The sequence below is a fragment of the Flavobacteriales bacterium genome (genome assembly GCA_026129465.1).
Classification (GTDB): Bacteria; Bacteroidota; Bacteroidia; order Flavobacteriales_F; family PHOS-HE28; genus PHOS-HE28.
On sequence record JAHCIA010000001.1, the window covers coordinates 1376728 to 1400345 of the forward strand.

At 63.7% G+C, this 23618-nt stretch carries 16 protein-coding genes and 1 tRNA gene; 9 read left to right on the forward strand and 8 right to left on the reverse strand.

Annotation, left to right across the window (positions count from 1 at the left end; all coding sequences use genetic code 11):
- Nucleotides 1–5 precede the first annotated feature (5 nt).
- The 3 genes from KIT10_05895 (at nt 6) to KIT10_05905 (ending at nt 4715) form a co-directional block, all read left to right on the forward strand.
- Entirely contained in the window at nt 6–3350 is a 3345-nt protein-coding gene (locus KIT10_05895; protein ID MCW5898785.1) for a DNA polymerase III subunit alpha, read from the forward strand.
- Nucleotides 3351–3427: 77 nt separating this feature from the next.
- Nucleotides 3428–4018, forward strand: coding sequence for a T9SS type A sorting domain-containing protein (locus KIT10_05900; GenBank protein ID MCW5898786.1), 591 nt, complete (start codon nt 3428–3430; stop codon nt 4016–4018).
- A 46-nt stretch (nt 4019–4064) separates the two neighbouring features.
- Complete coding sequence (locus tag KIT10_05905; GenBank protein MCW5898787.1) at nt 4065–4715, forward strand: NAAT family transporter; 651 nt, start codon at nt 4065–4067, stop codon at nt 4713–4715.
- Nucleotides 4716–4807: 92 nt separating this feature from the next.
- Here the strand turns inward: KIT10_05905 and KIT10_05910 are convergent, their stop codons facing one another.
- Entirely contained in the window at nt 4808–6145 is a 1338-nt protein-coding gene (locus KIT10_05910; protein ID MCW5898788.1) for a hypothetical protein, read from the reverse strand.
- A gap of 108 nt (nt 6146–6253) precedes the next feature.
- Here KIT10_05910 and KIT10_05915 point away from each other — a divergent pair, with 108 nt between their 5' ends.
- On the forward strand, nt 6254–7378 hold the full coding sequence (locus tag KIT10_05915; GenBank protein MCW5898789.1) for a DUF4421 domain-containing protein: 1125 nt from the start codon (nt 6254–6256) through the stop codon (nt 7376–7378).
- Between the two features lie 6 nt (nt 7379–7384).
- Here KIT10_05915 and KIT10_05920 read toward each other — a convergent pair whose 3' ends face one another.
- From KIT10_05920 to KIT10_05935, 4 genes are all read right to left on the reverse strand, one after another.
- Nucleotides 7385–8014, reverse strand: coding sequence for a response regulator transcription factor (locus tag KIT10_05920; protein ID MCW5898790.1), 630 nt, complete (start codon nt 8012–8014; stop codon nt 7385–7387).
- Nucleotides 8015–8074: 60 nt separating this feature from the next.
- Nucleotides 8075–9808 carry a T9SS type A sorting domain-containing protein gene (locus tag KIT10_05925; GenBank protein MCW5898791.1) on the reverse strand — a complete coding sequence of 578 codons (1734 nt, stop codon included), beginning with the start codon at nt 9806–9808 and terminating at the stop codon, nt 8075–8077.
- Between the two features lie 109 nt (nt 9809–9917).
- The gene (locus tag KIT10_05930) at nt 9918–12947 is read right to left on the reverse strand and encodes an ATP-binding protein (GenBank protein ID MCW5898792.1); all 3030 of its coding nucleotides are present in this window, start codon (nt 12945–12947) and stop codon (nt 9918–9920) included.
- An 80-nt stretch (nt 12948–13027) separates the two neighbouring features.
- Nucleotides 13028–14623, reverse strand: coding sequence for a hypothetical protein (locus KIT10_05935; GenBank protein ID MCW5898793.1), 1596 nt, complete (start codon nt 14621–14623; stop codon nt 13028–13030).
- 120 nt (nt 14624–14743) lie between these two features.
- Between KIT10_05935 and KIT10_05940 the strand changes: the two genes are divergently transcribed.
- Nucleotides 14744–15766, forward strand: coding sequence for a ThuA domain-containing protein (locus tag KIT10_05940; GenBank protein ID MCW5898794.1), 1023 nt, complete (start codon nt 14744–14746; stop codon nt 15764–15766).
- A 4-nt stretch (nt 15767–15770) separates the two neighbouring features.
- Here the strand turns inward: KIT10_05940 and KIT10_05945 are convergent, their stop codons facing one another.
- From KIT10_05945 to typA, 3 genes are all read right to left on the reverse strand, one after another.
- A complete protein-coding gene (locus KIT10_05945; protein MCW5898795.1) occupies nt 15771–18341 on the reverse strand; it encodes a tail fiber domain-containing protein in 2571 nt (856 codons plus the stop codon).
- A gap of 86 nt (nt 18342–18427) precedes the next feature.
- Nucleotides 18428–19063, reverse strand: coding sequence for a response regulator transcription factor (locus KIT10_05950; GenBank protein MCW5898796.1), 636 nt, complete (start codon nt 19061–19063; stop codon nt 18428–18430).
- A 55-nt stretch (nt 19064–19118) separates the two neighbouring features.
- The gene (typA, locus tag KIT10_05955) at nt 19119–20936 is read right to left on the reverse strand and encodes a translational GTPase TypA (GenBank protein MCW5898797.1); all 1818 of its coding nucleotides are present in this window, start codon (nt 20934–20936) and stop codon (nt 19119–19121) included.
- Nucleotides 20937–21014: 78 nt separating this feature from the next.
- Between typA and KIT10_05960 the strand changes: the two genes are divergently transcribed.
- The 4 genes from KIT10_05960 (at nt 21015) to KIT10_05975 (ending at nt 23529) form a co-directional block, all read left to right on the forward strand.
- A tRNA-Arg gene (locus tag KIT10_05960) sits at nt 21015–21091 on the forward strand.
- Nucleotides 21092–21199: 108 nt separating this feature from the next.
- On the forward strand, nt 21200–21538 hold the full coding sequence (locus KIT10_05965) for an RNA-binding S4 domain-containing protein (GenBank protein MCW5898798.1): 339 nt from the start codon (nt 21200–21202) through the stop codon (nt 21536–21538).
- Nucleotides 21539–21629: 91 nt separating this feature from the next.
- Complete coding sequence (locus tag KIT10_05970) at nt 21630–23117, forward strand: PDZ domain-containing protein (protein MCW5898799.1); 1488 nt, start codon at nt 21630–21632, stop codon at nt 23115–23117.
- Nucleotides 23118–23172: 55 nt separating this feature from the next.
- Entirely contained in the window at nt 23173–23529 is a 357-nt protein-coding gene (locus KIT10_05975; protein ID MCW5898800.1) for a phage holin family protein, read from the forward strand.
- Nucleotides 23530–23618 lie beyond the last annotated feature (89 nt).

Below are 23618 nucleotides of genomic sequence, written 5' to 3' on the forward strand. Positions count from 1 at the left end.
GACGGATGCTCCTCAACACCCACAGCTGGTTCAGCCTGAACCACGGCGTGCTCTCGCCCGAGCAGGTGCTGCAGGAGGCGCACGCGCTGGGGGTGCAACAGGTGGCGCTCACGGACATCAACTGCACGGCGGGGTGGAGCGACTTCTTCCGGCTGGCGGACAAGCACAAGGTGCGGCCGCTGGCGGGGATCGAGTTCAAGGCCGGGCCGCGCACGCTGTACATCGGCATCGCGCGGAACAATAAGGGCGTGCACCAACTGGCGGGACTGCTCACGGACCATCTACTGGACGGCGCGGACCTGCCGGAGCGCGCACCCGAACTGGACGAGGCCTTCATCATCTATCCCTTCGGTGCGGCGCATGTGCCGGAGAAGCTGCGGCCGAACGAGTACATCGGTGTGCGGCCGGGCGATGTGAACCGCCTGCGCTTCTCGCCTTGGATGAAGCGGAAGGAGAAACTGCTCGCCCTCGTCACGGCCACCTTCCGCAGCGATGAGCAGCTCGCCAAGCGCGACTTCAACGTGCACCGCCTGAAGCGCGCCGTGGACACCAACACGCTGTTGAGCACCACCCCGCCGGAGCATGTCTCCCCCGCCACGCACCGCTTCCTGAACGAGGAGCAGCTGTGCGCCGCCTTCGCCGATGTGCCCGAACTGGTGTGGAACACGCGCCGCCTGATGGACCAATGCGATGTGCACTTCGCCCACGGCAAGAGCAAGAACCGAAGGACGTGGAGCGATGACGCCTCAGCTGATCTTGATCTGCTTCGAACCGAAACTCAGGCCGGCCTGCTTCGCCGCTATCCATCGCCCCCTCAAAAGGTGATCGACCGCGTGGAGCGTGAGCTGACGGTGATCGCGCAGAAGGATTTCGTGAGCTACTTCCTGATCAACTGGGACCTGGTGCAGTTCGCCAAGCGGAAGGGCTTCTTCCACGTGGGGCGCGGCAGCGGGGCCAACAGCCTGGTGGCCTACTGCCTGGGCATCACCGATGTGGACCCGATCGAGCTGGACCTCTACTTCGAGCGCTTCATCAACCCCAGCCGCAGCAGCCCGCCGGACTTCGACCTGGACTTCAGTTGGAAGGACCGCGACCAGGTGACGCAGTACCTCTTCGACACCTATGGTGCGCAACGCAGGGTGGCGCTGCTGGCCACCTACAGCACCTACCAGTACCGCGCGGTGATCCGCGAGCTGGGCAAGGTGTTCGGACTGCCACCGCACGAGATCGACGCGCTGGCCGAGGGCGACACGGGCCGATCGGTGTGGATCGGGCGCCATGCGAACGCGGGGCCGCAGAAGCAACTGGCCACGCTGTCACAGAACGACCACATCGCACAGAGCATCCTGCGGTACAGCACCTACTTCCACGAGCATCCGCACCACCTGAGCATCCACGTGGGCGGCGTGCTGATCAGCGAGAAGCCCCTCACCCACTACACCGCGCTGCACCTGCCGCCGAAGGGCTTCGCCACCACGCAGTTCAGCATGCTGGAGGCCGAGGACCTGGGGCTGTACAAGTTCGACATCCTGAGCCAGCGCGGGCTGGGGCATATACGGGATGCGGTGGAGCTGGTGGGAGGAGTTGTCGGTTGTCAGTTGTCAATTGCCGGGGAGCGTGCCTGCGCACAAAGCCCGCGCACAATAGTGTCGGCGAACAAGCCAGCGCCAGAGAGTGCCCAACCGCGCGAAGGGCCGTGCGACCGGACAACCGACAACGGACAACTGACAACCGCGATCGACATCCACGCCATTGAACGCTTCAAGCACGATCCGCGCATCAACGAACTGCTGCGCACCGGCGACACGATCGGCTGCTTCTACGTGGAGAGCCCGGCCATGCGCATGCTGCTGAAGAAGCTGGGCGTGCAGGACTACCCCACGTTGGTGGCGGCGAGCAGCATCATCCGTCCGGGCGTGGCGCAGAGCGGCATGATGCGCGAGTACATCCTGCGGCACCGCGATCCCGAGCGGCGCAAGCAGGCGCACCCCGCGATGCTGCAGATCATGCCCGACACCTACGGCGTGATGGTGTACCAGGAGGACGTGATCAAGGTGGCGCACCTGTATGCGGGGCTCACGCTGGCCGAGGCCGACATCCTGCGGCGGGGCATGAGCGGCAAGTACCGCAGCCGCGAGGAGTTCCAGCGCGTGAAGGACCGCTTCTTCGGCAACTGCAGGGCGAAGGGTTACCCCGATGCGGAGGTGGCCGAGATCTGGCGGCAGATCGAGAGCTTCGCGGGGTACAGCTTCGCCAAAGGCCACAGCGCCAGCTACGCCGTGGAGAGCTACCAGAGCCTGTACCTGAAGGCCTACCACCCGCTGGAATTCATGGTGGCCGTGGCGAACAATTTCGGTGGCTTCTACCATACCGAGTTCTACCTGCACGAGGCGAAACGGGCAGGGGCGGTGGTGGAGGCGCCGTGCGTGAACCGGAGCGGGGAGTTGTGTGCGTTGCAGGGAGTGGCGAGTGATGAGTGGCGAGTGGCGAGTGGAACGCACCCACGCCACTCGCCACTCGATACTCGCTACTCGCCACTCATCTTCCTCGGTCTCCACAACATCAAGTCCCTCGACACCGCCACCGCCGACCGCATCCTGCATGAACGCCGCCGCCACGGCCCCTACACCGGCCTGCCCGACCTGCTGCACCGTGTGCCCATCGGCGTGGAACAGGCGCGTACGCTGATCCGCGTGGGAGCCCTGCGCTTCACGGGGAAGAGCAAACCGCAACTGCTGTGGGACCTCACGCTGCTGCACCCGGGATCGAAGATCACCGAGCGGGGTGCGGACCTCTTCATCACCAAGCCGCCGGAGACCAGATTGCCCACCCTGGAGCACTTCGACCTGAGCGATGCCTACGATGAGTTGGAGCTGCTGGGCTTCCCGTTGTGCGATCCGTTCCTGCTGGTGGAGGGGGGCTCCGTTGTCAGTTGTCCGTTGTCGGTCGTCGGGAGTGATGGCACATCCTCTACGGCAAGCCCACCTTCCGTCATCAGCGATCGGTCCGGTGGACGGACAACCGACAACCAACGACCAACGACCATCCTTGCCCGGGACATGCCCCGCCACATCGGCCGCACGGTGACCATGCTCGGCTATGTGGTGCACGTGAAGCCCACCCGCACCATGGCCGGTGACCGCATGAGCTTCGGCTGCTTCATCGACCAGGAAGGGGATTTCTGGGACAGCACGCAGTTCCCCGCCGTGGAGGCGAAGTACCCCTTCCGGGGGCGCGGGGTATATCGCCTCACAGGCAAGGTGGAGGAGGAATTCGGGCATTGTTCCCTGAGTGTGCGGCACGTGGAGAAGCTACCCTGGAAACAGGATCCGCGTTACGGCGCACAATAACGCCCATAACTTCGTCCTCAGGCAGCGGAACCGCTTCGAGGATCGTCTTCGTCCCGTACCCACACAACCCCGTCACCATGCGCCAACTGTACACCCTCTTCCTGCTCACCGCCGTTTGCACGGCCCAGGCCCAAAGCATCACCACCACCAACGCCAACACCTTCGTGCCCGACCTGCTCACCGTGGAACAGGGCACGGACATCGGCATCACCGTGGGTGCCGGGCACACCATGACCGAAGTGAGCGAGGCCACTTGGAACGCCAACGGCAACGCCTCCAACGGCGGCTTCAACTTCAGCTTCGGGAACCACACGCTCAATCTGGCCACTCCCGGCACGTACTACTACGTGTGCCAGCCGCACGCCATCGTGGGCATGAAGGGCCGCATCATCGTGGAAGCCAGCACGGGCGTGGAGGAGACCACCGAGAGCGGCGTGTTCCACATCTTCCCCAATCCGGCCAGCGAAGGGATCACCATCACCGTGGGCGCGCAGGCCGGAATGCTGCTGCGCATCATCGATGCCCAAGGCAAGGAGGTGCTGGCGAAGCGGCTGAGTGGATCGGACACCATCGGCATTTCGCATCTCGCCAAGGGCACCTACACCGCCCTGCTGCACGACCAACAGGGAAGCGCGGTGGCCCGCAGGCCGCTGACGATCACACGCTGACCGGCGACCGGCACCGCGAGGGGGAACTACCTTGGCCCGCCAAGGCATGTTCCCCCTCGTCGCATCCGGGCTGTTCCAGTACCTGCTCATCACCATGGCGGGCATCCTGGTGATCGTGAACCCCCTCACCACGGCCTTCGTGTTCCTGGCGCTGGTGCCGGAAGCCACGGTGGAGGAGCGGCGTGCCATCGCCCGCAGGGCCACGCTCACCGCCACGGCCGTGCTCATCACCTTCGCCCTGATGGGCGGGGTGATCTTCCATCTCTTCGGCATCACCCTGCACGCCTTCCGCATCGCCGGCGGCATCATCCTTTTCGGCATCGCCATGGGCATGTTGGGACGGCGAAGCGAACACAAGGGCATCAGCGGCACGGAACGCCACGATGTCTCGATCATCCCCCTGGCCATCCCCTTCATCAGTGGTCCCGGCAGCATCGCCACGGTGATGATGCTGGTGACCGAAGCCCCCTCCATCCAGCACACCGCCATCGTCTACCTGGCCATCGTGATCACCACGGTGCTCACCTACTTCGCGTTGGTGAATTCCCGCCATCTCGTGCGCCTCATCGGCGAGACCGGCCGGCAGGTGATCACCCGCATCTTCGGTCTCATTCTCGCCGTGCTGGCCGTGCAGTTCGTGATCAACGGTATCGTGGACCTGCTGCACGAGCAACTGCCGGGCATGATAGAGCCGTGAGGTCGGTACGGCACCACGAGCAAGGGAGAGGGCGCAAGATCGACCACGGGGATCGCGGCACGCTCGCACCCTCTCCGACCCGCTTGCCTCGCTTATCGCTTCACCGTCGCTCCCTGCGCCAGCAACTGCTCGATGTCGTTGTTGATGCTGAGGATGAGCAACGAGGTGGCCGTACAGAACACCGGGCTTGTGATGCAATGGTGGCCCTGCCAGCTGCCGTCGTTGTTCTGGATGGCGAGCAGCCGGTCCGTGGTGGCGCCGTACCAGTTGCGCCAGCCACCATCCTTGGCGATGATCATCGATTCGCCGGTCTGCAGGAAGCTGAGGAATTCCTCGCCGCCATTGTTGCCGAAGCCGGTGAGCACACGCTCGTCCTGGGCCTGCACCTTGGCGGAGTTGTAGACCTGATAGGCGGTATTGAGGCGCTCGGCCTCGGTACGTGAAAGCCCGGCCTGTTGCAGGTTGTCCATGGTGACCGGTGCGGCGCTGGGCACTTTGCCATCCTTGCGCGCCTTCTCCAGCTTCTCCTCCGCCTCGCGCGCCTCGGCGGCGGCATTGCGCGTACTTCCGCTCACCGCGTAAAGGGTGATGCCCGCCGCGCGTTCGGTGGCCACGGTGCCCTTGTCGGCATCGAAGTTCCGCTTGTTGTAGTCGCGCGCCTTGCGCAACGCCGTCTCGTCGACCACCGCGCCCTGCGCCCTGGCGCTCTCCAGGGCGCTGGCCGCGAAAGAACTCTGAAGCACACCGGCCCAACCATCCCCCTGCATGCTGCCATCGCTGTTCTGTGCACGCTGTATGATGCCCGTGCAGATGTTCATGGCCTGCAACACGCGGCCTTTCAACGGATGCTGCTTGTCCAGTTTCGCGCTGAGGTTGCTGAGGTATTGTGTGGTGAGCGCCACATCGATGTTGGCACCCAGCTTGGCCTGGATCTGCGTGCCCTTCAACGCTGTGATGTTGGTCGCGTTCGGACCCGCCTGTTCTACATTCCGCAGCAGGTAGTCCGTCAGCTTCTTCAATTGTCCGGCGTGCGGACCCTTGTCCACGGTGCTTCCCATGCGCAGAATGGCCATGCCCACCATGGCGGTGGTGGCCGGATCGGTGGCCACCGCGTGCGGGTCGCGGATGTCCTGCCGGGCATGCGCACCAGCACCATAGCCACCGTCCTGCGCCTGGGCGCTCACCAACCAGGTCAAGGCGCGTTGCTCGGCCTGCAGCACCTTGGCCGGGGTGGCCAGGATGAAACTGCTGTCCAGCCCCGCGCCCTCGTACACGGTCATGAACACGCAGCGGGGATGCTCGTCCTCCACAGGAGGAACGGGGCAATGCGTCACATCCGGGTGGTGATATGCCGGACGGAAGGAGACGAGCAGCACGGCGATGCCCGTGGCGGCCACGAGGGCCAGAAGAAGGAAGGTCTTGCGATGCATGGCGGTCGGTTTTGCGGTGTGGCACGCGGCCATCACCAGTTGCAGCGACCCGTACACGTCTTCTCCGGATCGGTTCGATCGCCCCCGCACGATCTTCGCGTCCGCCAGATGCGACGCGCCATCCCCACACCTGTCCTGCCCACCATGCTCGCCTTGTCCATGGCCTGCTGCGGTGCTGGCTCGATGGCACAGAAACACAAGGAGCCCTTCGACTCGCTCTACGTGCGGGACTATTCGCACATCGTCACGGGCCGTTTCTATTTGAGCACCAAGGACAATGCCTTCGCGCTGCGCAGCCGCAACAGCGGAAGGGACCTGGTGTACCGGCCCAACAACCAGTTCAACTGGGGGCTGGGTGCCAGCTACCGCGCGCTGACACTCAACATCGGCATCCGCATACCCATCATCAACGACAACGACGAGGTCTTCGGCAACACGCGCTACCTGGACGCGCAGGCCAACATCCACACGAAGCGGACGGCCACCAATCTGTTCCTGCAGGTGTTCCGCGGCTATCATCTGCGGGACTACACGAATGAGGAACTCGCCTGGCCCGCGCTGGCCGAGCGCCCCTACCGGCCCGATGCGCGGCAGGCCAACTTCGGCTTCAGCACCCTGCGCATCACCAACAACGACCGCTTCAGCTACCGCGCCTCCTTCAATCAGGACGCCTGGCAGCGCAGGAGCCAGGGCTCGTGGCTGATCGGTGGCTACATGACCTTCTTCGCTCTGCGTGCCGACTCGTCCATCGTGCCGTCCGTCTTGGACGATCGCTTCACGCCCGGTGTGCACATCCGCCGTGGCGACTTCTTCGACGCCGGCCCGATGGGCGGCTACGTGCACACCTTCGTGTACCGCGAGCATTGGTTCATGACCCTCTCCACCGTGGCGGGCGCGGGGCTTTCCGTGCAAGGGCTGGTGGTGCCCGAAGAGACCGGCGAAGGTGAACGGCGAAGCAGCGATGCCGGGGCGGGCTGGCGGTTCCAGTGGCGGGCCGGCGCGGGTTACAACAGCGCGAGGCACTATGTGGGCGTTTCCTTCAACCAGGAGCGCGTGGGCTACTTCCTCGGCGACCAGCAACGCTTCACCTGGAACGTGTACAACCTGCGCTTCAATGTGGTGCGGCGATTCAACACACGCATCGGATTCATGGACCGGGGCATCAAATGGTTGAAGAGGAAGGGGCCACCGGCGATGGAACAAGCGTTGCCTTTGGCACCGCAGGGCGAATGAGCGCGTTCAGTGCTCGAACAGCTTGTTCAGGGCTTCCGTGCGGCTGTGCACCTGCAACTTGCCATACACGCCCCGGATGTAGGTGCGCACCGTTTCGATGCTCAGCCCCAGCTTCTCCGCGATCTCCTTGTAGCGGTATCCTTCGGCAAGCAGCTGCACAAGTTCATGCTCCCGTTTGGTCAGACTGGCCAGTAGCGCCGCGTTCACCAGTTTCTGCTGCACGCTGGCCACCACCATGCGCGCGATGGCGAGCGACATCGGCGATCCACCCGCATGGATGTCCCGCACCGCCTGGGCTATCTCGTCCGGCGCGGCGCTCTTCAGCAGGTAGCCCGTGGCACCGGCGCAGAGGGCGTTGAAGAGGTTGGCGTTGTCCTCGAACACGGTGATCACCAGGAACTGCAGCTGCGGGCGCTTCGGCTTGCATGCCGCGATGCACTGGATACCGCTCTGACCCGGCAGGTTGATATCGGTAAGCACCACATCGAGGCCATCCAGGCCCTCCGATCGCGACAGGAATGCCTCGGCACTGGCGTAGCTGCCCTTCAGCACCAGATCGCCCGCGTCATTGATCGCCCGCTCGAAGGCCATGCGCATGTCGCGGTCGTCCTCGATGATGGCGGTGCGTATGGCCATGGTCAGCGAATGTAGGATCCCGGTGTTCGGCCCCGCTTCACATCCGCATGGAGGGTCTCCTCATTGCCGCACCCATTGGGCACGATGCGTAACGCCACCCTGCTCCACCTCCACCACGTAAAGGCCCGGTGCCACTGGCATACCGTCGCTACCTCCTCCGGCACCCAGCAGCACCGTCCCGGCATGCACCACACGGCCAGAGGCGTCCATGATCCGCATCCGCGCACGTCCACTCTTGCCGGGTAGTTCCACCCGCAGAGGGCCATTGGACGGATTGGGCCAGACCACCAGATCCGCACCACCGTACATCCCTTCGGGCAAATCCAGGCCTACGGGATCGAGCTTCAGGATGAACGCATCCCTGGAAGAGCTGCCGATCACATTGAAGATGTGCGTGCCCGTTCCGGGGTCCATGTCGATGTCGCTGGTGAAATGACCCACCGCGTAACAGCTGCCTGCGGGATCCACGGCCAGGTCGTAGATCCACTCCTGCCCGCTGGCGATGGAGCCCACCTGCACGGACCACAGGTAGCTGGCGTCCGCAGCATAAGCAGCGATGAATCCATCGGCGGAGACTCCGTTGGTGACATAAGCCGTGCTGCCCGGCCCGGGATCGAAGTCCACACCGCTTCCAGCGCCATTGAAACGACCAGCGAAGTACACGTTGCCGGCGGCATCGAGCCCGATGGCACGCGCCTGGTTGTCGCTCGCTCCACCATACTGCGTGACGAAAGAGTTGATGTAGTTCCCATCAGCATCGAGCCGCACGTAGAACGCGGCCTCCGGACTGTTGGAGGTCACCACGCCGGGCCCGGGATCCAGGTCCGCGCCGCTCTCCACAGAGCCCGCCAGATAGATGTCCCCGTTGGGACCCACGGTCAATGCATAGGCGCGGTCATAGCCACTGCCCCCGATCTTCTTCGCCCAAAGGACATCGCCATCGGGGTCCATCTTCAGGTAGAATATGTCGTTATAGGAGGCTCCGCTGTTGTTGGCGAGCGTGATGCCACCGGCGCTCGATGGAATGGTGACTGTGCCCACGTATTGCCCGGCGACGAGCACATGGCCATCGGGGGCCACGGCGATGGCGCGCCCCCGGTCCTCGCCGGTGCCACCGAAGCTCATGGCGCGAATGAAGTTCCCTTGCGCATCGAAAGTGGTGATGAACACGTCGAGCGTGCCGTTGCTTGCCAGGTCGTGCACCGCGCCTGGTTCGTCGTTGGGGTTCGCGTCCATGGTGCCGGAAAAGGTGCCGGTGAAATGGATCCTGCCCTGCTGATCGACCGCGATGGCCGGATCATAGAGCGGATCGCCGCTACCAAAGCGCCTGGCCCATTGGTACTGACCATCGGGCGACAGGCCGCAGAGGAAATACCAGGTGCTCGCCGGCGCTGTAAGGTTGGCCACACCGGGCCCGGGGTCGAAGTCCACCGTGCCGGTGAACGTACCCGCGATGAGGATGCTGCCATCGAGCCCGAACGCCAGAGCGGTGGCCATGCAGGTGCTGCCCGAGAAATGCCTGCCCCATATGTAGCTGCCATCGTTGGCCAGTTTCACCACGTACCCATTCTGGCCGCCCACAGCCGACACGATATCCTGGCCCGGTGTGGGATCAAGATCGATCGACACTTGGAAATACCCGGCCATGTAAACGAAGCCGTCGGGTGATACCTGTACCGCGTAGGCGTCCTGGTTGCTGGCGCCGCCCAGTTGACCGGCCCAATCGAAGACCTGCGCATGTCCTGCCGTGGACAACAGGACGGGGATGACGAAAGCAGCATAGTGTTGGATCATGACCTCCAGGGTTCCATGGATGTTACCTTACTCCCAGCCAAAGGAACCCGCCCCAGTATGGACGGCCAATCACATGATAGTAGACCTGCCGCGACGGGTCGGGAAAGCTTCAATTCCCGATCCCTGTGGCACCGACATGGACGATAGGCACACGCATTTCCACCGTGGTACCCGTCGCACCAGTCCGCACCTCCACCGACCCACCCAATTCTTCAGCGCGCCTGCGGAAGTTGATCAAGCCATTGGCGCCTTCCCGCACAGCGGTGGGGTCGAAACCGGTGCCATCGTCCCTCACGATCAAGCGGGCCTCATCATGACCGAGATCGAGCGACACCTCGATGTGACGGGCCTTGCTGTGCTTCACCGCATTGTTCACCGCCTCCTTCAGCACCAACAGGATGTTGCGCTTCACTTCGGGCCCGATCGACCGCGTATTGTCCTCCGCTGCACAGCGCAGATCGCTGGTGAGCGCCATGGGAAGGTGCTCCGCCTGCCGCCCCAGGGTGCTGCGCACATAGGCCAGGAAGGAGCCATAGTCGTCGTTGCGCGGATCGACGGTCCACACGATCTCACCAAGCTCCTTGACCAGTTCCGCACTGGCCGCCTCGATGCGTTCGGCCTGTGGTCCGGCCTGCGCCCCTAGCTGGCGCGCGAGGATGTTGATGCGGGTGAGCCCGCTGCCAATGCCATCGTGGATGTCGCGCGCGATGCGCATGCGCACCTTCTCCAGTTCGCGTTCGCGCTCCAACTCGCGCACCTGCCGCCGGTACCTGGCCAGCAGGATCAGACGCGTTGTCCAGATGACAATGCCCACCGCAAGCAGGAGCAGAAGCCCGCGGCCCCACAGTGTGCCCCACCAAGGCGGCAGGATCGCGAAAGTGATGATGGCCGTGAGTGGCTCCGGTACCGGACCTACGGCACGCAACTCCAAGCGATAGGCGCCGGGCCGCATGTCCACCAGATCGAGCATGCGCTGTCTGCCCAGGTCGTTCCACACCCCTTCACCACCATCGCGCACCAGGCGATAGGCGTACGTGAAGGCATCGCCCTCGAAAAGGGAGACCACACCAAAGACGACCCTGAGGTCGTTGTCGCGCCGGGGCAGCTGGGCTTTCCCGGTGAGCAGCTCCAGCACATCCACCTGCTGTTGACCGGCGCGCATCGCCCGCACCATGAGCCGTCCATCGGCCGGTCCGGGATCGAGATCCCTGTTCATCCTTGCCCATCGGCCGACATGCACGAGCACATCACCTGCGTGGCCCGCCGCCACACCCATGGGCGAACGCACGGGGACGCCATGCAGGGGATCGAGCCGGTGCAGGATGTCCGTGGCGGGGTCCAGCAGGTAGCCACCGGCGCTGCTTTCGATCCAGAAACGCCCACGACCGTCCACCACCGCCGCATGGAAGGACGGCCTTTCCAACGGCAGCCAGCGCCGCCCGATGGACCAACCGCCTCCTGGCACGCGCTCCAGACGAAGGATCCCGTGGCTGCGGGTGAGCACAAGGATGCGCCCCTGCCCATCGGCGAGCACTTGCATGGTCGTTCTGAAATGCGCTTTGTTGAGCATCGGGCCTTGCACAACCTCATAAGCCCCGGTGCGTGGTGCGAACAGTGCAGCGCCGTTCGCCCCGAAACCGACCAGAAGCCGCTCTTCATCGAAGTCCGAAACAGAGATGACATCCACCTTGGGGAATTCATGGCCAACGGGCGGACCGACCCTGTCCCAACGCTCCTTCGCCGGCGACCAGCGCAACAAGCCATGCCTGTCACCTGCGGCCCACAATGCTCCCTGCTTGTCCTCATGGACACCATGCACCAGGGGATGGATGTTCCCCATCCCATCAGGCTCCACCGCTGACCATGCCATCTCGCCGGAGCCCGGGACATGCATCAGCAGCCCGCGCGTGGTGGCCAGCCACACCCGGCCATCGCGGGCCTGGAGCACCTTGAAGGCCTCGTAAGGCACTTCCGCTTCGGGCAATGTCGCGGAAAAGGTGGTGCGGCCGTTGGTGTCCACATGCATCAGCGCGCGATCGGCGTAGAAGCGTACCAACCAATACCCATCATCAAGCGCGGACGGGGTGATCCAGGTGCTCTTGTCCCGGACGTCCCGTGTGAGTTCCTCCCATGGTGGCCGGATGGGGCGCAACACGTCCACCTCGCCCGACCCCCCGATGAGGATCGTGCCATTGGACAGGTGATGGACGGACGCGATCGAAGCCATGGGTGGGACCTCCTCGCCGCGCACTGTCCGGACACGATCCGTGAAAGTGTCCACCTCGACCAGATCCCCATCCATGGCCAGCAGCCAGGTCCGTCCATCAACCGGCAATGCGGAACGGACAATGTTGTGCAGATCGCTCAAGGCTCGCTGCACCACCCATTGGCCATCGAAGACCCTTCTGGCGAGATCGAAACGCAACAGGCCGAGCCCCCAGCTGGTACACCACAGCTTGGCGGGATCGTGCTCGTCGCGGACCACGCGCAGCAGCAAGGTCTTGGGTGGCACATCGGCACCTTCCCGGGTGAAGGGGAATCGCTCCAACGCGCCGGAACGCGGATCGAAGTGTACCAAGGTGCGCCGGTCGGTGAACCACAGGGTGCCATCATCGGCCACCACACCACCCATCACGGCCCGCGCATCAGGGGGGCCGGCCGGGCGAAAGAGACTGTCGCCATGGTGCAGGAAGGACAGGCCCCACTTGTTGCCGAAGGCCCACAGCCCATCACTCGCCACGGCCAGGGCCACGCATTCCTGGTCCCCGGTACCACCTTCACGGTGCTCAAAGAGGACGCGGCCCCGACGGCCCGTGAGCGGATCGATACGCCAGACGCCGCCGAAGGTGCCCACCCAGATCGCGCTGTCATGGCCCAAGACCAGGTCGAACACCGCATCATCATTGATGGACGATGGGTCGAGCGGGTCGTTCAGATAGTGCTCGGTCAGGACCCCGTCGAAGCGGTGCAATCCGCGGTCGGTGCCGATCCAAAGCGCACCGAAGCCGTCCTGCACCATGCACCGCACCTCGGCACCATCGATGCCCGGTACAGGGAGCCGGGCAATGGGCGTGACGATCTGGGCGTGCAGCGCGCACCCCAGAATGCCCGCCAACAGGAAAGCCCCTGTCCTCCGCATGCTTCGGACACGAAGCTATTCCTTGGGCGACATGCATCGCCACATGTGCATTACAACGCCAGGGCAATGCCAATGGCCGGTCAACGGTCTATCATGACCACGCGGACCGTTGCGATACCGTTGTCCCTGAAACGGAGCAGATAGGCCCCACTGGCCAGATGGTCAACCTGCAGCACATTGACACCACCGCGCACGGAAGTGGTGAGCAGAAGTGTTCCGTCCATGGACAACAGTTCGATCCATCCATGGCCCGGGCACTCCACGCGCAATTGGTCGCTGGCCGGCACAGGCCAGACGCGAAGGCCAGGCATGACGACGGACCCCACCCCCACGGTCGTCACATTCACGCAGGCACTGGTGATGCTGCAACCGTTGCTGGTGGTGTTGACCGCATAGCTTCCGTTGGCCGTGGGCGTGAAACTCTGCCCGTTGGCGCCGGGGATGTTCTGGCTGGTGCCGCAGTCGATCCACTGGTAAGGTCCCGTGGGCGAGGACGCGGTGAGCGTGGCATCAAGGAGCGATACCGCAGCGGGCAGGCAGGCCTTGATGCGGGCCAGGCGGACACGTGGTGTGCCACCGTAGTTGGAGAAGTTGCCGCCGATCAGGATGCGGTCGTCGGCCACCATGGCCGCGGTCTCCACATCGAGGTTGGGGCCTGTACCCGGATCGAAGCCGGGCTCCACCGTGCCATCGGACAGCAGCCGCGCCACCCGCACCCGGGGCGCGCCGAACAGCGATGTGAAGGAGCCGGCCGCCACGATGCGCCCATCAGCCTGCCGGAACAAGTGGCGCACGGTGCTGCTCGTACCCGTGGCCGATCCCCAGGCGGCATCCAGCGCCCCGTTCGATTGCAGACGCACCAGCCGGGTACGCGGCACCCCATTCCACGATGTGAAATCGCCACCCACGAGCAGGCCACCGTCGGGCAGTGGCAACACCGTCCATACGGAAGCATTGGCACCCGTGCCCACGGAGAATCCGCCGGATGTCGAACCGTTGGCGTTGAGCATCACCATGCCTCCCGAAGCGACACCATTCCACGTGGTGAACTCCCCGCCCACCGCGATCCTGCCATCGGCCATCACGGCCAGATGTTTCACGGCATAGTTCGCACCGGACCCCATGTTCGCGGTGAATCCCTGGTCCAGTGACCCATTGGCCTGCAGCATCGCCAGACGTCCCGTGGCATCCCCGTCGTAGACCCAGAAAGCGCCACCTACCAGGATCCGGCCATCGGCGAGAACGCGCACCACCTCCACATAGGAGTTGAAACCGTTCCCCACCGAAAAGGAAGCGTCCACCGTGCCATTCACGTTGAGCCGCACGATGCGGTTGCGCGCGGCACCGTTGAACGTGTTGAACCAGCCGCCCACCACCACCCTGCCATCGGGCTGGAGCGCCAAGGCGTTCACCGTGCCGTCCGCGCCGGTCCCAGGATCGAAACTGGTGTCCAGGCTGCCGTCCTGGTTGATGCGCGCGATGCGGTTGCGCGGCACACCGTTGTAGCTGGTGAAGTCCCCTCCGATGATCACTTTGCCATCGGGCTGCTCCACCATGCAGTACACCCAGTTGTTGGGGCCCGCGAGGGGATCGAAAGTGGGATCGAGTGTGCCAGGTTGGGCGGCGATGTACGTCGTGAGCAGCAACGCGTGAAGCAGGGTGGAAAGCTTGGCCATGGTGGTTCGGTATTTGGAGCGAAGCAAGCCCTCCAGGTAGCGCCCACCCATCCCATGAAAGTGGAGGGTGCCCCGGCCCAGGCGCGATGCCACCCGGCCCCAGGGCCTACCTTCGATACCATGCGCATCCTGCTCTGGTACACGCTCGGGCTCGCTTCACTCCAGGCAACGGCCCAAACGCACCTGCTCCACTTCACCCGCACCTCCGGCTGGGACCACCAGACACGCGGCGTGTCCTACGCCATGTTCCAATCCATTGCTGATGAGTTGCAGCTTAAAGTGGACGATGATGATACCGGTGATCCCTTCAGCGACCCTGTCACGCTGGCACAGTATGCGGTGATCGTCTTCAGCAACACCAGCGGGAACGCGATCCTTTCCGAGGAACAACGCGCCAACTTCGAGGGATGGGTCGCCAATGGTGGGCACGTCATGGGCATACATGCGGCGAGCGACACCTACCGGCATAGCACGGCCAACGGCAACAACACCGGCACGTGGGACTTTTACCCGGAACTGATCGGTGCCAGTGTGCAGGAAAACCCGAACCACGTGAACGGCACGCCACAGTATACCATGCAGCACATCGGCACGCATGCCAGCACGGCCAACCTGCCCGACCCCTGGGTGAAGAACGAGGAGTACTACTACTGGGAAGGCGGCTACTACGGGCCGGACAATGTGGAAGTGCTTCGCGTGGAGGAGACCGTTGGACCGAACGGCCTGGTGAACAGCTACGATGCGCCCAGGCCGATGAGCTGGTACCGCACGGAACCCCATGGATCACGCATCTTCTACACCGCACTGGGGCACGACCTGAGCAACTACACGAGCGACATGCTGTTCCGTACGCACATCAAGGATGCCCTGGCGTGGCTGTTGGCGGGAACCACCCACGTGACCACGATCAATGGTGATCCGGGCGTATGGGTCTATCCGAACCCCGCGGCGGAAGTGTTGAATATCGTTGCTGCGCCGTCGATCGCAGGCAAGGCCATCATGTTCCTGGACACGATGGGGCGACCGGTCGTCATGGGTGCCGTGGCTGGCCAACACACCACCATACCGTTGACCGGCCTGGCCGCCGGGAACTACCTCGTGCGCGTGGATGGCCGGTCGATCCCGTTGACGATCGCGCGCTAAGCCGTTACCGGTCGCGCAGCGCCTCCAACTCCGCTTCGAGTTGCCGCACCCGCGCTTCCAACTCCTGCACGGCTTTCACCAGGGGCACCACGAACTCCGCGTAGCGCAGTCCATAGGGGCTTTCCTCGTTCGCCGGCACATCCACCGCGCTGAAGGAATACCCGATGCGGTTCGCGGCCTGCTCCACCTCCTGCGCCATGAAGCCCGTGCGACGGATGGACGCGGCCTCGTTGCGGGTCTGCACCGTAGCGGCGTCCGGCTCGGCCGGTATCCGTCCTCGTTCGCCGTCCACCACCAGATCCTCCTTCAGGAAGGCCGCCACGGCGTGGGCATCCAGCGTGTAGGTGACCGGCCGCAGCGCGAGGATCAGATCAAGACCGGGCACATCCTCACGCGCATCGCGCTTGAAGCGCGCATCACTCAATGCCGTCCAGGCCACCTGCCCGCCGATGCTGTTGACCACCGCGTTGCCGATGCGCACCTGATTGCTCGAGGTGATCCGGCTCAAATTGCCCAAGGCAGTGCTGTTGGTCCAGTCGCCCACCACCACCTCGTCGGCGTCGGGACCCAGATAGGTGTTGCGCACACCCGCGAAGGGCGAATATCCCGCACCATAACCGAACGCCGCATTGGCGTTGTAACTGTTCGTGTAGAGTGCATAGGAACCATGCGCGGTGTTCATCGCACCTGTCAAATTGTTGAAGGCGGCGAAATAGCCGGTGGCGGTGCAATGGTCTGATGTGGCAAAGCCCAATGCGCTTTCTCCTACGGCAGTATTGTTCGACCCATTGATGTTCAGGAATAGCGCTTGGTATCCCACGCCGGTGTTGCCCAAGCCACTGATGTTCTGGAACACACTCTTGTAACCGACCGCGGTATTGCGAGAACCCGAGGTATTGATCATCAAAGCATCCACACCGATGGCCGTATTCCCACCGCCGGTCGTATTGTCGCGCATCGCACGGTAGCCCACCGCCACCAGTTCCTGGCCACCAGTGGTGGTCAGCAACGCGTCAACGCCGATGGCGGTGTTGAACGACCCGGTCGTCAAGCTCTGCAGGGCCCCTTTGCCCAACGCCGAATTGGATCCTCCCGAAGTGATGTTGAAGGCTGTTTGGGTGCCCACAGCGGTATTCGCCTCGCCGGTGGAGAGCGCCATCGCGCCATGCATGCTCGCATAACCCACGGCCACATTGTTCGAACCCGTCTGGAACATCTGGGCGCCCTGCCCCACGCCCACGTTCTGGGAACCGGTCACATTGGCGGTCATGGCCTGGCTGCCCACGGCCACATTGCCGCTCCCCGAGGTGCTCGACTGCAACGCGTTGGATCCGAGCGCCACGCTGAACTGGCACCCGATGGATGCATACAAGGCCCCGTAGCCCATGGCGGTGTTCCAGCTTCCCCAGGTGTTATTGTGCATGACCAGATGCCCAATGGCCGTATTGTACTGGCCTCCATTGTTGGACCGCAATGCCGAAGCGCCAACCGCCGTGTTGTAGGAACCATCCACGTTCGATGTCAACGCGAAGGCTCCCAGCGCCACATTATTGATGGCCGGACCAGCGAGGCGCAGTGCCTGGTAGCCCATGGCGACATTGTGGTCCCCGGACCCTTGGTCCAGCGCCTCATATCCCACGGCGGCATTGTATGAACCCTGGTGGTCGCGCATGGCGGTGTGGCCCATGGCGGTATTCCGCTGGCCCATGCTGTTGCGCATCGCGTTGTGCCCTATGGCCACGTTCCGGCCGGCACCACCGAGCAGCGCGTAGCCGCCCACCGCCACATTCTCATGCCCACCCGGGTTTGGCATGGTGTTCTTGCCGATCGCCACGTTGTTGCTCGATACCGTCGAGAGGTACATGGCACCCTCGCCCAATGCCACATTGAATTCACCCGTGGTGTTGGCCAAGAGCGCTGCCCGGCCCAATGCCACGTTCTCTCGCCCGGTGGTGTTCTGGCGAAGGGCCGACTCCCCTACGGCCGTGTTCCACTGCCCGGAAATATTGTCCCGTAGGGCCCAATAGCCCAAAGCTGTGTTCCGGTCGCCAGTGGTGTTATCCCGCAACGCGTCCTTACCGAAAGCCGTGTTCCAATTGTCGCTGCTCACGCCCAAAGCGCCATGGCCGAAGGAGGTGTTGTTCGCCGTGGGGCTGGTCCAGCCGGCACGCTGGCCATTCACCCGCACTTCCATCGGCTGGGCATCGGTGGTGCCGATGAAGTTGGTGCCGGGCACGGTGGCACCGTCACCGGTGAGGCTCCAGCCCGCGCTACCGGCTACAAGCGGCGTCCAGATGGTGCCGGTGAAATACCAGAAGGCGTTCAGGCTGGTGTCGTACACCAGCAATCCGGTGGCGGGTGCCGCGATGGCGTTGCGCTCCGCAGTGGACATGCGCGGCACCAGCAGGCCGCGCTTGGCATTGGGTGGCAGGGCGGTGACATCCACATCGAGCAGGGCACTGGCGTGCGGTGCCGCACCATCCACACTGATCCCCACATTCTGTGCTTGCAGCTCACCCACCACACTTAGCGCGAAGACGAAGCTGGCAGGCTGCAGGAGTTGACGGGCTTTCATGTCAGGAGGCTTCCATCGCCATCCTCAAAGCAAACCGGCGCGCATGTGCCCATCAATCACATGGGCATGTTACACCACGGGAAGGCTCAGCCTTCGGGAAAGGCCTTCCGGATGGCTTCAAGCCGCGTGTGCACCTGCAGCTTGCCATAGATCTTGCGCACATGGCTGCGCACGGTCTCGATGCTTATACCCTCCAACTCCCCGATCTCCTTGTACATGTGGCCGGCGGCGAGGTGGTGCAGGACCACGCGCTCCCGGTCGGTGAGCATGTGGTCCGTGATGCGCTGATGGGCCTCCTTCTGGAACGAGGCGACCACCAGTCTGGCAACGGCGGGTGACATGGGCGAACCGCCCCGGTGGATATCGCGCACAGCGTCCAACAGTTCTTGGGTCGAGGCGTCCTTCAACAGATAACCGGTGGCTCCCGCGCACAACGCCTGGAAGACGTAGGGCGGATCGTCGAACATGGTGAGCATGAGGAACTGGGTGCCCGGCATCAGGGGCTTGGCCCGCTCCACGCAGGCGATGCCGTTCTCGCCCGGCATGTGGATGTCCATCAGCACCACATCCACCTGCAGGCCCGCCATGTCCTCGAGGAACCGTGTCCCGCTGGAGAAACTGCGCACCAGGCGCATGTCGCCCGAGCGCTCGATCCAGCCGGAGAAGATCGCGCTGACCTCCGCGTCGTCCTCCACGATCACCACCCTGATCATGTCCGCCATACGGACCAAGATAGTCCTGTACGCGAAATATGGATGAAGGCAGAATGGCTTGGACCTACGCCTCCTGCAGCTTCTTCGCCGCGCGCTTCCGCTCGTTCTCGTCCAATAGGATCTTGCGGATGCGCAGGCTTTTGGGTGTCACCTCCAGGTACTCGTCGTCGGCGATGTACTCCATGCACTCCTCCAGGGAGAACTTCACGGCGGGCGCGATGTTCAGCTTCTCGTCCGTGCCGCTGGCGCGCATGTTGGTGAGCTTCTTGGTGCGCACCACGTTCACCACCAGTTCCTCGCCGGGCTTGGGACTCTCGCCGATCACCTGGCCCACGTAGATATCCTCGCCGGGATCCACGAAGAACTTGCCACGGTCCTGCAACTTGTCGATGGCGTAAGGCACCACGGCGCCCTGTTCGCCACTGACGATGCAGCCGGGGCGTGGCGCCTGGATCTGTCCCTTGAAGGGCTCGTAGCCCTTGAAGCGGTGCGCGATGATGGCCTCGCCCTCGGTGGCGGTGAGCAGCGTGTTGCGCAGGCCGATGATGCCGCGCGCCGGGATGCTGAACTCCAGCACCGTGCGGTCGCTCTTCTGCTCGATGTTGAGGATCTCGCCCTTGCGGCGCGTCACGTGGTCGATCACGCGGCTGCTGAACTGCTCGGGCACCTGCACAGTGAGGTTCTCGATGGGTTCGTGGCGCTGACCGTCGATCTCCTTGTAAAGCACTTGGGGCTGGCCCAATTGGAACTCGTAGCCCTCGCGGCGCATGGTCTCCACCAGGATGCTCAGGTGCAGGATGCCGCGGCCGAAGACCAGCAGGCGATCGGGGCTGTCGGTCTCCTGCAGGCGCATGGCCAGGTTCTTCTCGATCTCCTTGAAAAGCCGGTCGCGCACATGGCGGCTGGTCACGAACTGGCCCTCCTTGCCGAAGAAGGGCGAATTGTTGATGGTGAAGAGCATGCTCATGGTCGGCTCGTCCACCTTGAACTTGGGCAGGCCTTCGGGGTTCTCCGCATCGGCCACGGTGTCGCCGATATCGAAGTTCTCCAGGCCCATCACGGCCACGATCTCGCCGCAACCCACCTCCTGCTTCACCTTCTCCTTGCCCAGACCCTCGAAGACCATCAATTCCTTCACCTGCCCCTTCTTCTGGGTGCCATCGTTCTTCATGAGCGTGATGGCCTGCCCGGGCCGGATGCTGCCGCGGGTTATGCGGCCCACTGCGATGCGGCCCTGGAAGCTGCTGTAATCGAGACTGGTGATGCGCATCTGAAGCGTGCCCTCCACTTGTTTCGGCGCCGGCACATGCTCCACGATCACGTCCAGCAGGTGGCTCACGTCCTCGGTGGGCGTCTTCCAATCGGGTCCCATCCAGCCCTGCTTGCTGCTGCCATAGACCGTGGGGAAGTTGAGTTGCTCCTCGGTGGCGTCCAGTGCGAACATCAGGTCGAACACGGCTTCATGCACCTCGTCCGGCGTGCAGTTGGGCTTGTCCACCTTGTTGATGACCACCACGGGCTTCAGGCCCAGTTCAATGGCCTTGCCCAGCACGAAACGCGTCTGCGGCATGGGGCCTTCAAAGGCGTCCACCAGCAGGATCACGCCATCGGCCATGTTCAGCACGCGCTCCACTTCACCGCCGAAGTCGCTGTGGCCCGGGGTGTCGATGATGTTGATCTTGACGCCCTTGTACCTGACGCTCACGTTCTTGCTGAGGATGGTGATGCCCCGCTCGCGCTCCAGGTCGTTGTTGTCCAGCAGCAGGTCCTGCACCTCCTCGTTCACGCGAAAGAGCTGGCACTGGTGCAGGATGCGGTCCACCAGCGTGGTCTTGCCGTGGTCCACGTGGGCGATGATGGCGATGTTGCGCAGGTCGGTCATGGAGGGCGCCGGAAAATGGCGCGCGAAGGTAAGGCTTCCCCTCCGGGTGAGCGCCTCCCGGCTATCTTTGCCGCGTCCGGCCCCGTAGTTCAATTGGATAGAATGACAGATTCCGGTTCTGTTGGTTGCAGGTTCGAATCCTGCCGGGGTCACCAGGAAGGTCGGAGGTAGAGGCGGTGGAGGTTGTTGTCGACCTCCAACATCCGACCCCTCAACATCACGACCGCACCCGCAGCATGCGGCTCGACAAGTTCCTTTGGTGCGTGCGCCTCTTCAAGACGCGGAGCCTGGCCACTGAAGCGCTGCGGCGCGAGCAGGTGATGCTCAACGGGCGCGTGGTGAAGCCATCCGCCGAAGTGAAGGTGGGTGATGCTTTCGCGCTCCGCGTGCCACCCATCTGGCGCGAATGGGAGATCATCGCCCTGCCCACCTCGCGCACAGGGGCCAAGCTGGTGCCCGGCCTTGTCACCGAGCGTACCGCCTTTGACGACCTGGAGAAACTGGAGCTGGCCAGGTTGGTACGTGCCCGGCACCGCCCGCCCGGAAGCGGCCGGCCAACGAAGCGGGACAGGCGAGATCTGGAACGGTTCGGCGAAGGGTGAACCGTCCGTCACCACTTAACACATCTTCATCTTCCTTAACACCCACACCCCTTGTGGACAGGAGTAGTTTCGGGCATCCAACACCATCGCCATGAAGCTTCGAATACTCCTCCCACTGCTGCTGCTCGCGGTCGTTTTCGCCGGACCGAAGCCCGCAAAAGCCCAGACCCCCACGCCGGAACGCAAGGTCACCATCGAGATGATCGTGACCGAGAATGGCGAGACCACCACCAAACGCGTGGAATTGGACCAGGCCGATGACAAGGCCATCGAGGACGCGCTGCGCGATATGGGCGTGATGGGCGAATTCAAACTGGACCTGGACGATGAGAAGATCATGATCGACATCCGCCTTTTGGCGGGCGATGCCACCCAGCGCGCCATGGACATGAGCCTCTGGGCGCAACGTGCCGATGAGAAGTCCAAGCCCGTGGGCTACCTCGGCGTGAGCACCACCCCCATGGCCGAGGAAGCGCGTGCAAGGCTAAAGGTGGCCGCGAAGACCGGAGCCCTTGTGTTGGAGGTCATGAAGGAAAGTCCCGCCGCACAACTCGGGCTGATGGCCGATGATGTGATCGTATCCGTGAACGGAAGGACCGTGGAGGATCCCCAACAGCTCACTGAGGCCATCCGTGCGCATGCGCCGGGCACCAAGGTGAAGATCGCCTGGTACAGGGGAGCGAAGAAGATGACGGGGGAAGCGGTGCTGACCGAAAAGCAGCGTGGTGCATACGCCTTCCAGTTCGATATGGACCATGACAAGCGTTGGAAGGATGGCCAGAGGGTCGAACGCACCGGAGAGCAACGCGCCTTCCTGGGCGTGACACCCGCCGAAGAAGCCTCCCCGGAAGGCGTGCCTGTCGGCAGCGTGGAGGAAGGTTCGGCCGCAGCGCAAATGGGCATGCGCGCAGGAGATGTGGTGAAGTCCATCAATGGGATCACCGTCGCCGATTTCGATGCCCTGCGCGAAGTCATACGTGGAATGAAGCCCGGCGACGAGGCCACGATCGTGGTATCCCGCGAGGACAAGGAAACCACCCTGAAGGGCGCTTTGGGTGCACGGCCCATGGCGATGCGCTTCCGCACCATGGACGATGACATGCCGGGCATGCGGGAATTCCACTTCGAGGGCTTCGCGCCCGAGGAGGGCGAGGCGCTGCGCCGGGAGATGGAGCGGTTGCGCGAGGAAATGCGCCAGTTGGGCCGCGAAATGGGCGGCGAGATCCGCAAAGAGATGCGGGTGACCATCGAGTCGCGCACCCTCACCGAAGAAGAGATGGCCCTGCTGCGCGCGAAGGGTGTGGCCGGCTTGGACCAGGAACTGAAGCTGGATGACCTGCGCGTCTTCCCCAATCCCGCCACCGACCGGGTATGGCTGCGGTTCACGGCGGCCGATCGTGGTGACCTGCGTGTGCTCCTGCACGATGCCACCGGCGAACGCGTCTACGAGGAATCCATCACCGGTTTCCAAGGGCGATACGAGCGGGCCATCGATCTCAGCGACAAAGCATCAGGCAGCTACTTCATCGTGGTCCAACAACAGGGCAGGGCGGCCACCGCCAAGGTGGTGAAGCATTGAGCAGCATCGGCGACCAGAAAGAAAGGGCCTTGGGGCCCTTTCTTATTTTTCGCCCATGGACCTGCTGATCCGCCTGATCATCTCCACCATCGCGGTGCTCGTCACGGACCTGCTGCTGCCCGGGGTGAATGCGGATGACTTCATGACAGGCCTGCTCGTGGCCGTGGTGCTGGGCCTGCTCAATGCCTTGCTGAGGCCGATCCTGGTCCTCCTCACATTGCCTGTGACGGTGCTTACGCTGGGCCTCTTCGTGCTGGTGATAAACGCCGCCATGGTGTTGCTCGCCGCGCGGATCGTGCCAGGCTTCGAGGTGCGCAGCTTCTGGTGGGCGCTGGGCTTCAGCATCATCCTCAGCGTGGTGCAGGGCTTCCTGCAAGGGCTCGACAAGCCGAAGCACGAGCAGCAGCGCTGAAGGACCCTCCCGTCTGGTCCAGGCCATTCCGAGCCCCTCTTCCCCCCTTCCTTCAGTTCGGCCTATCCGATACCCTGGATCCAATTGGT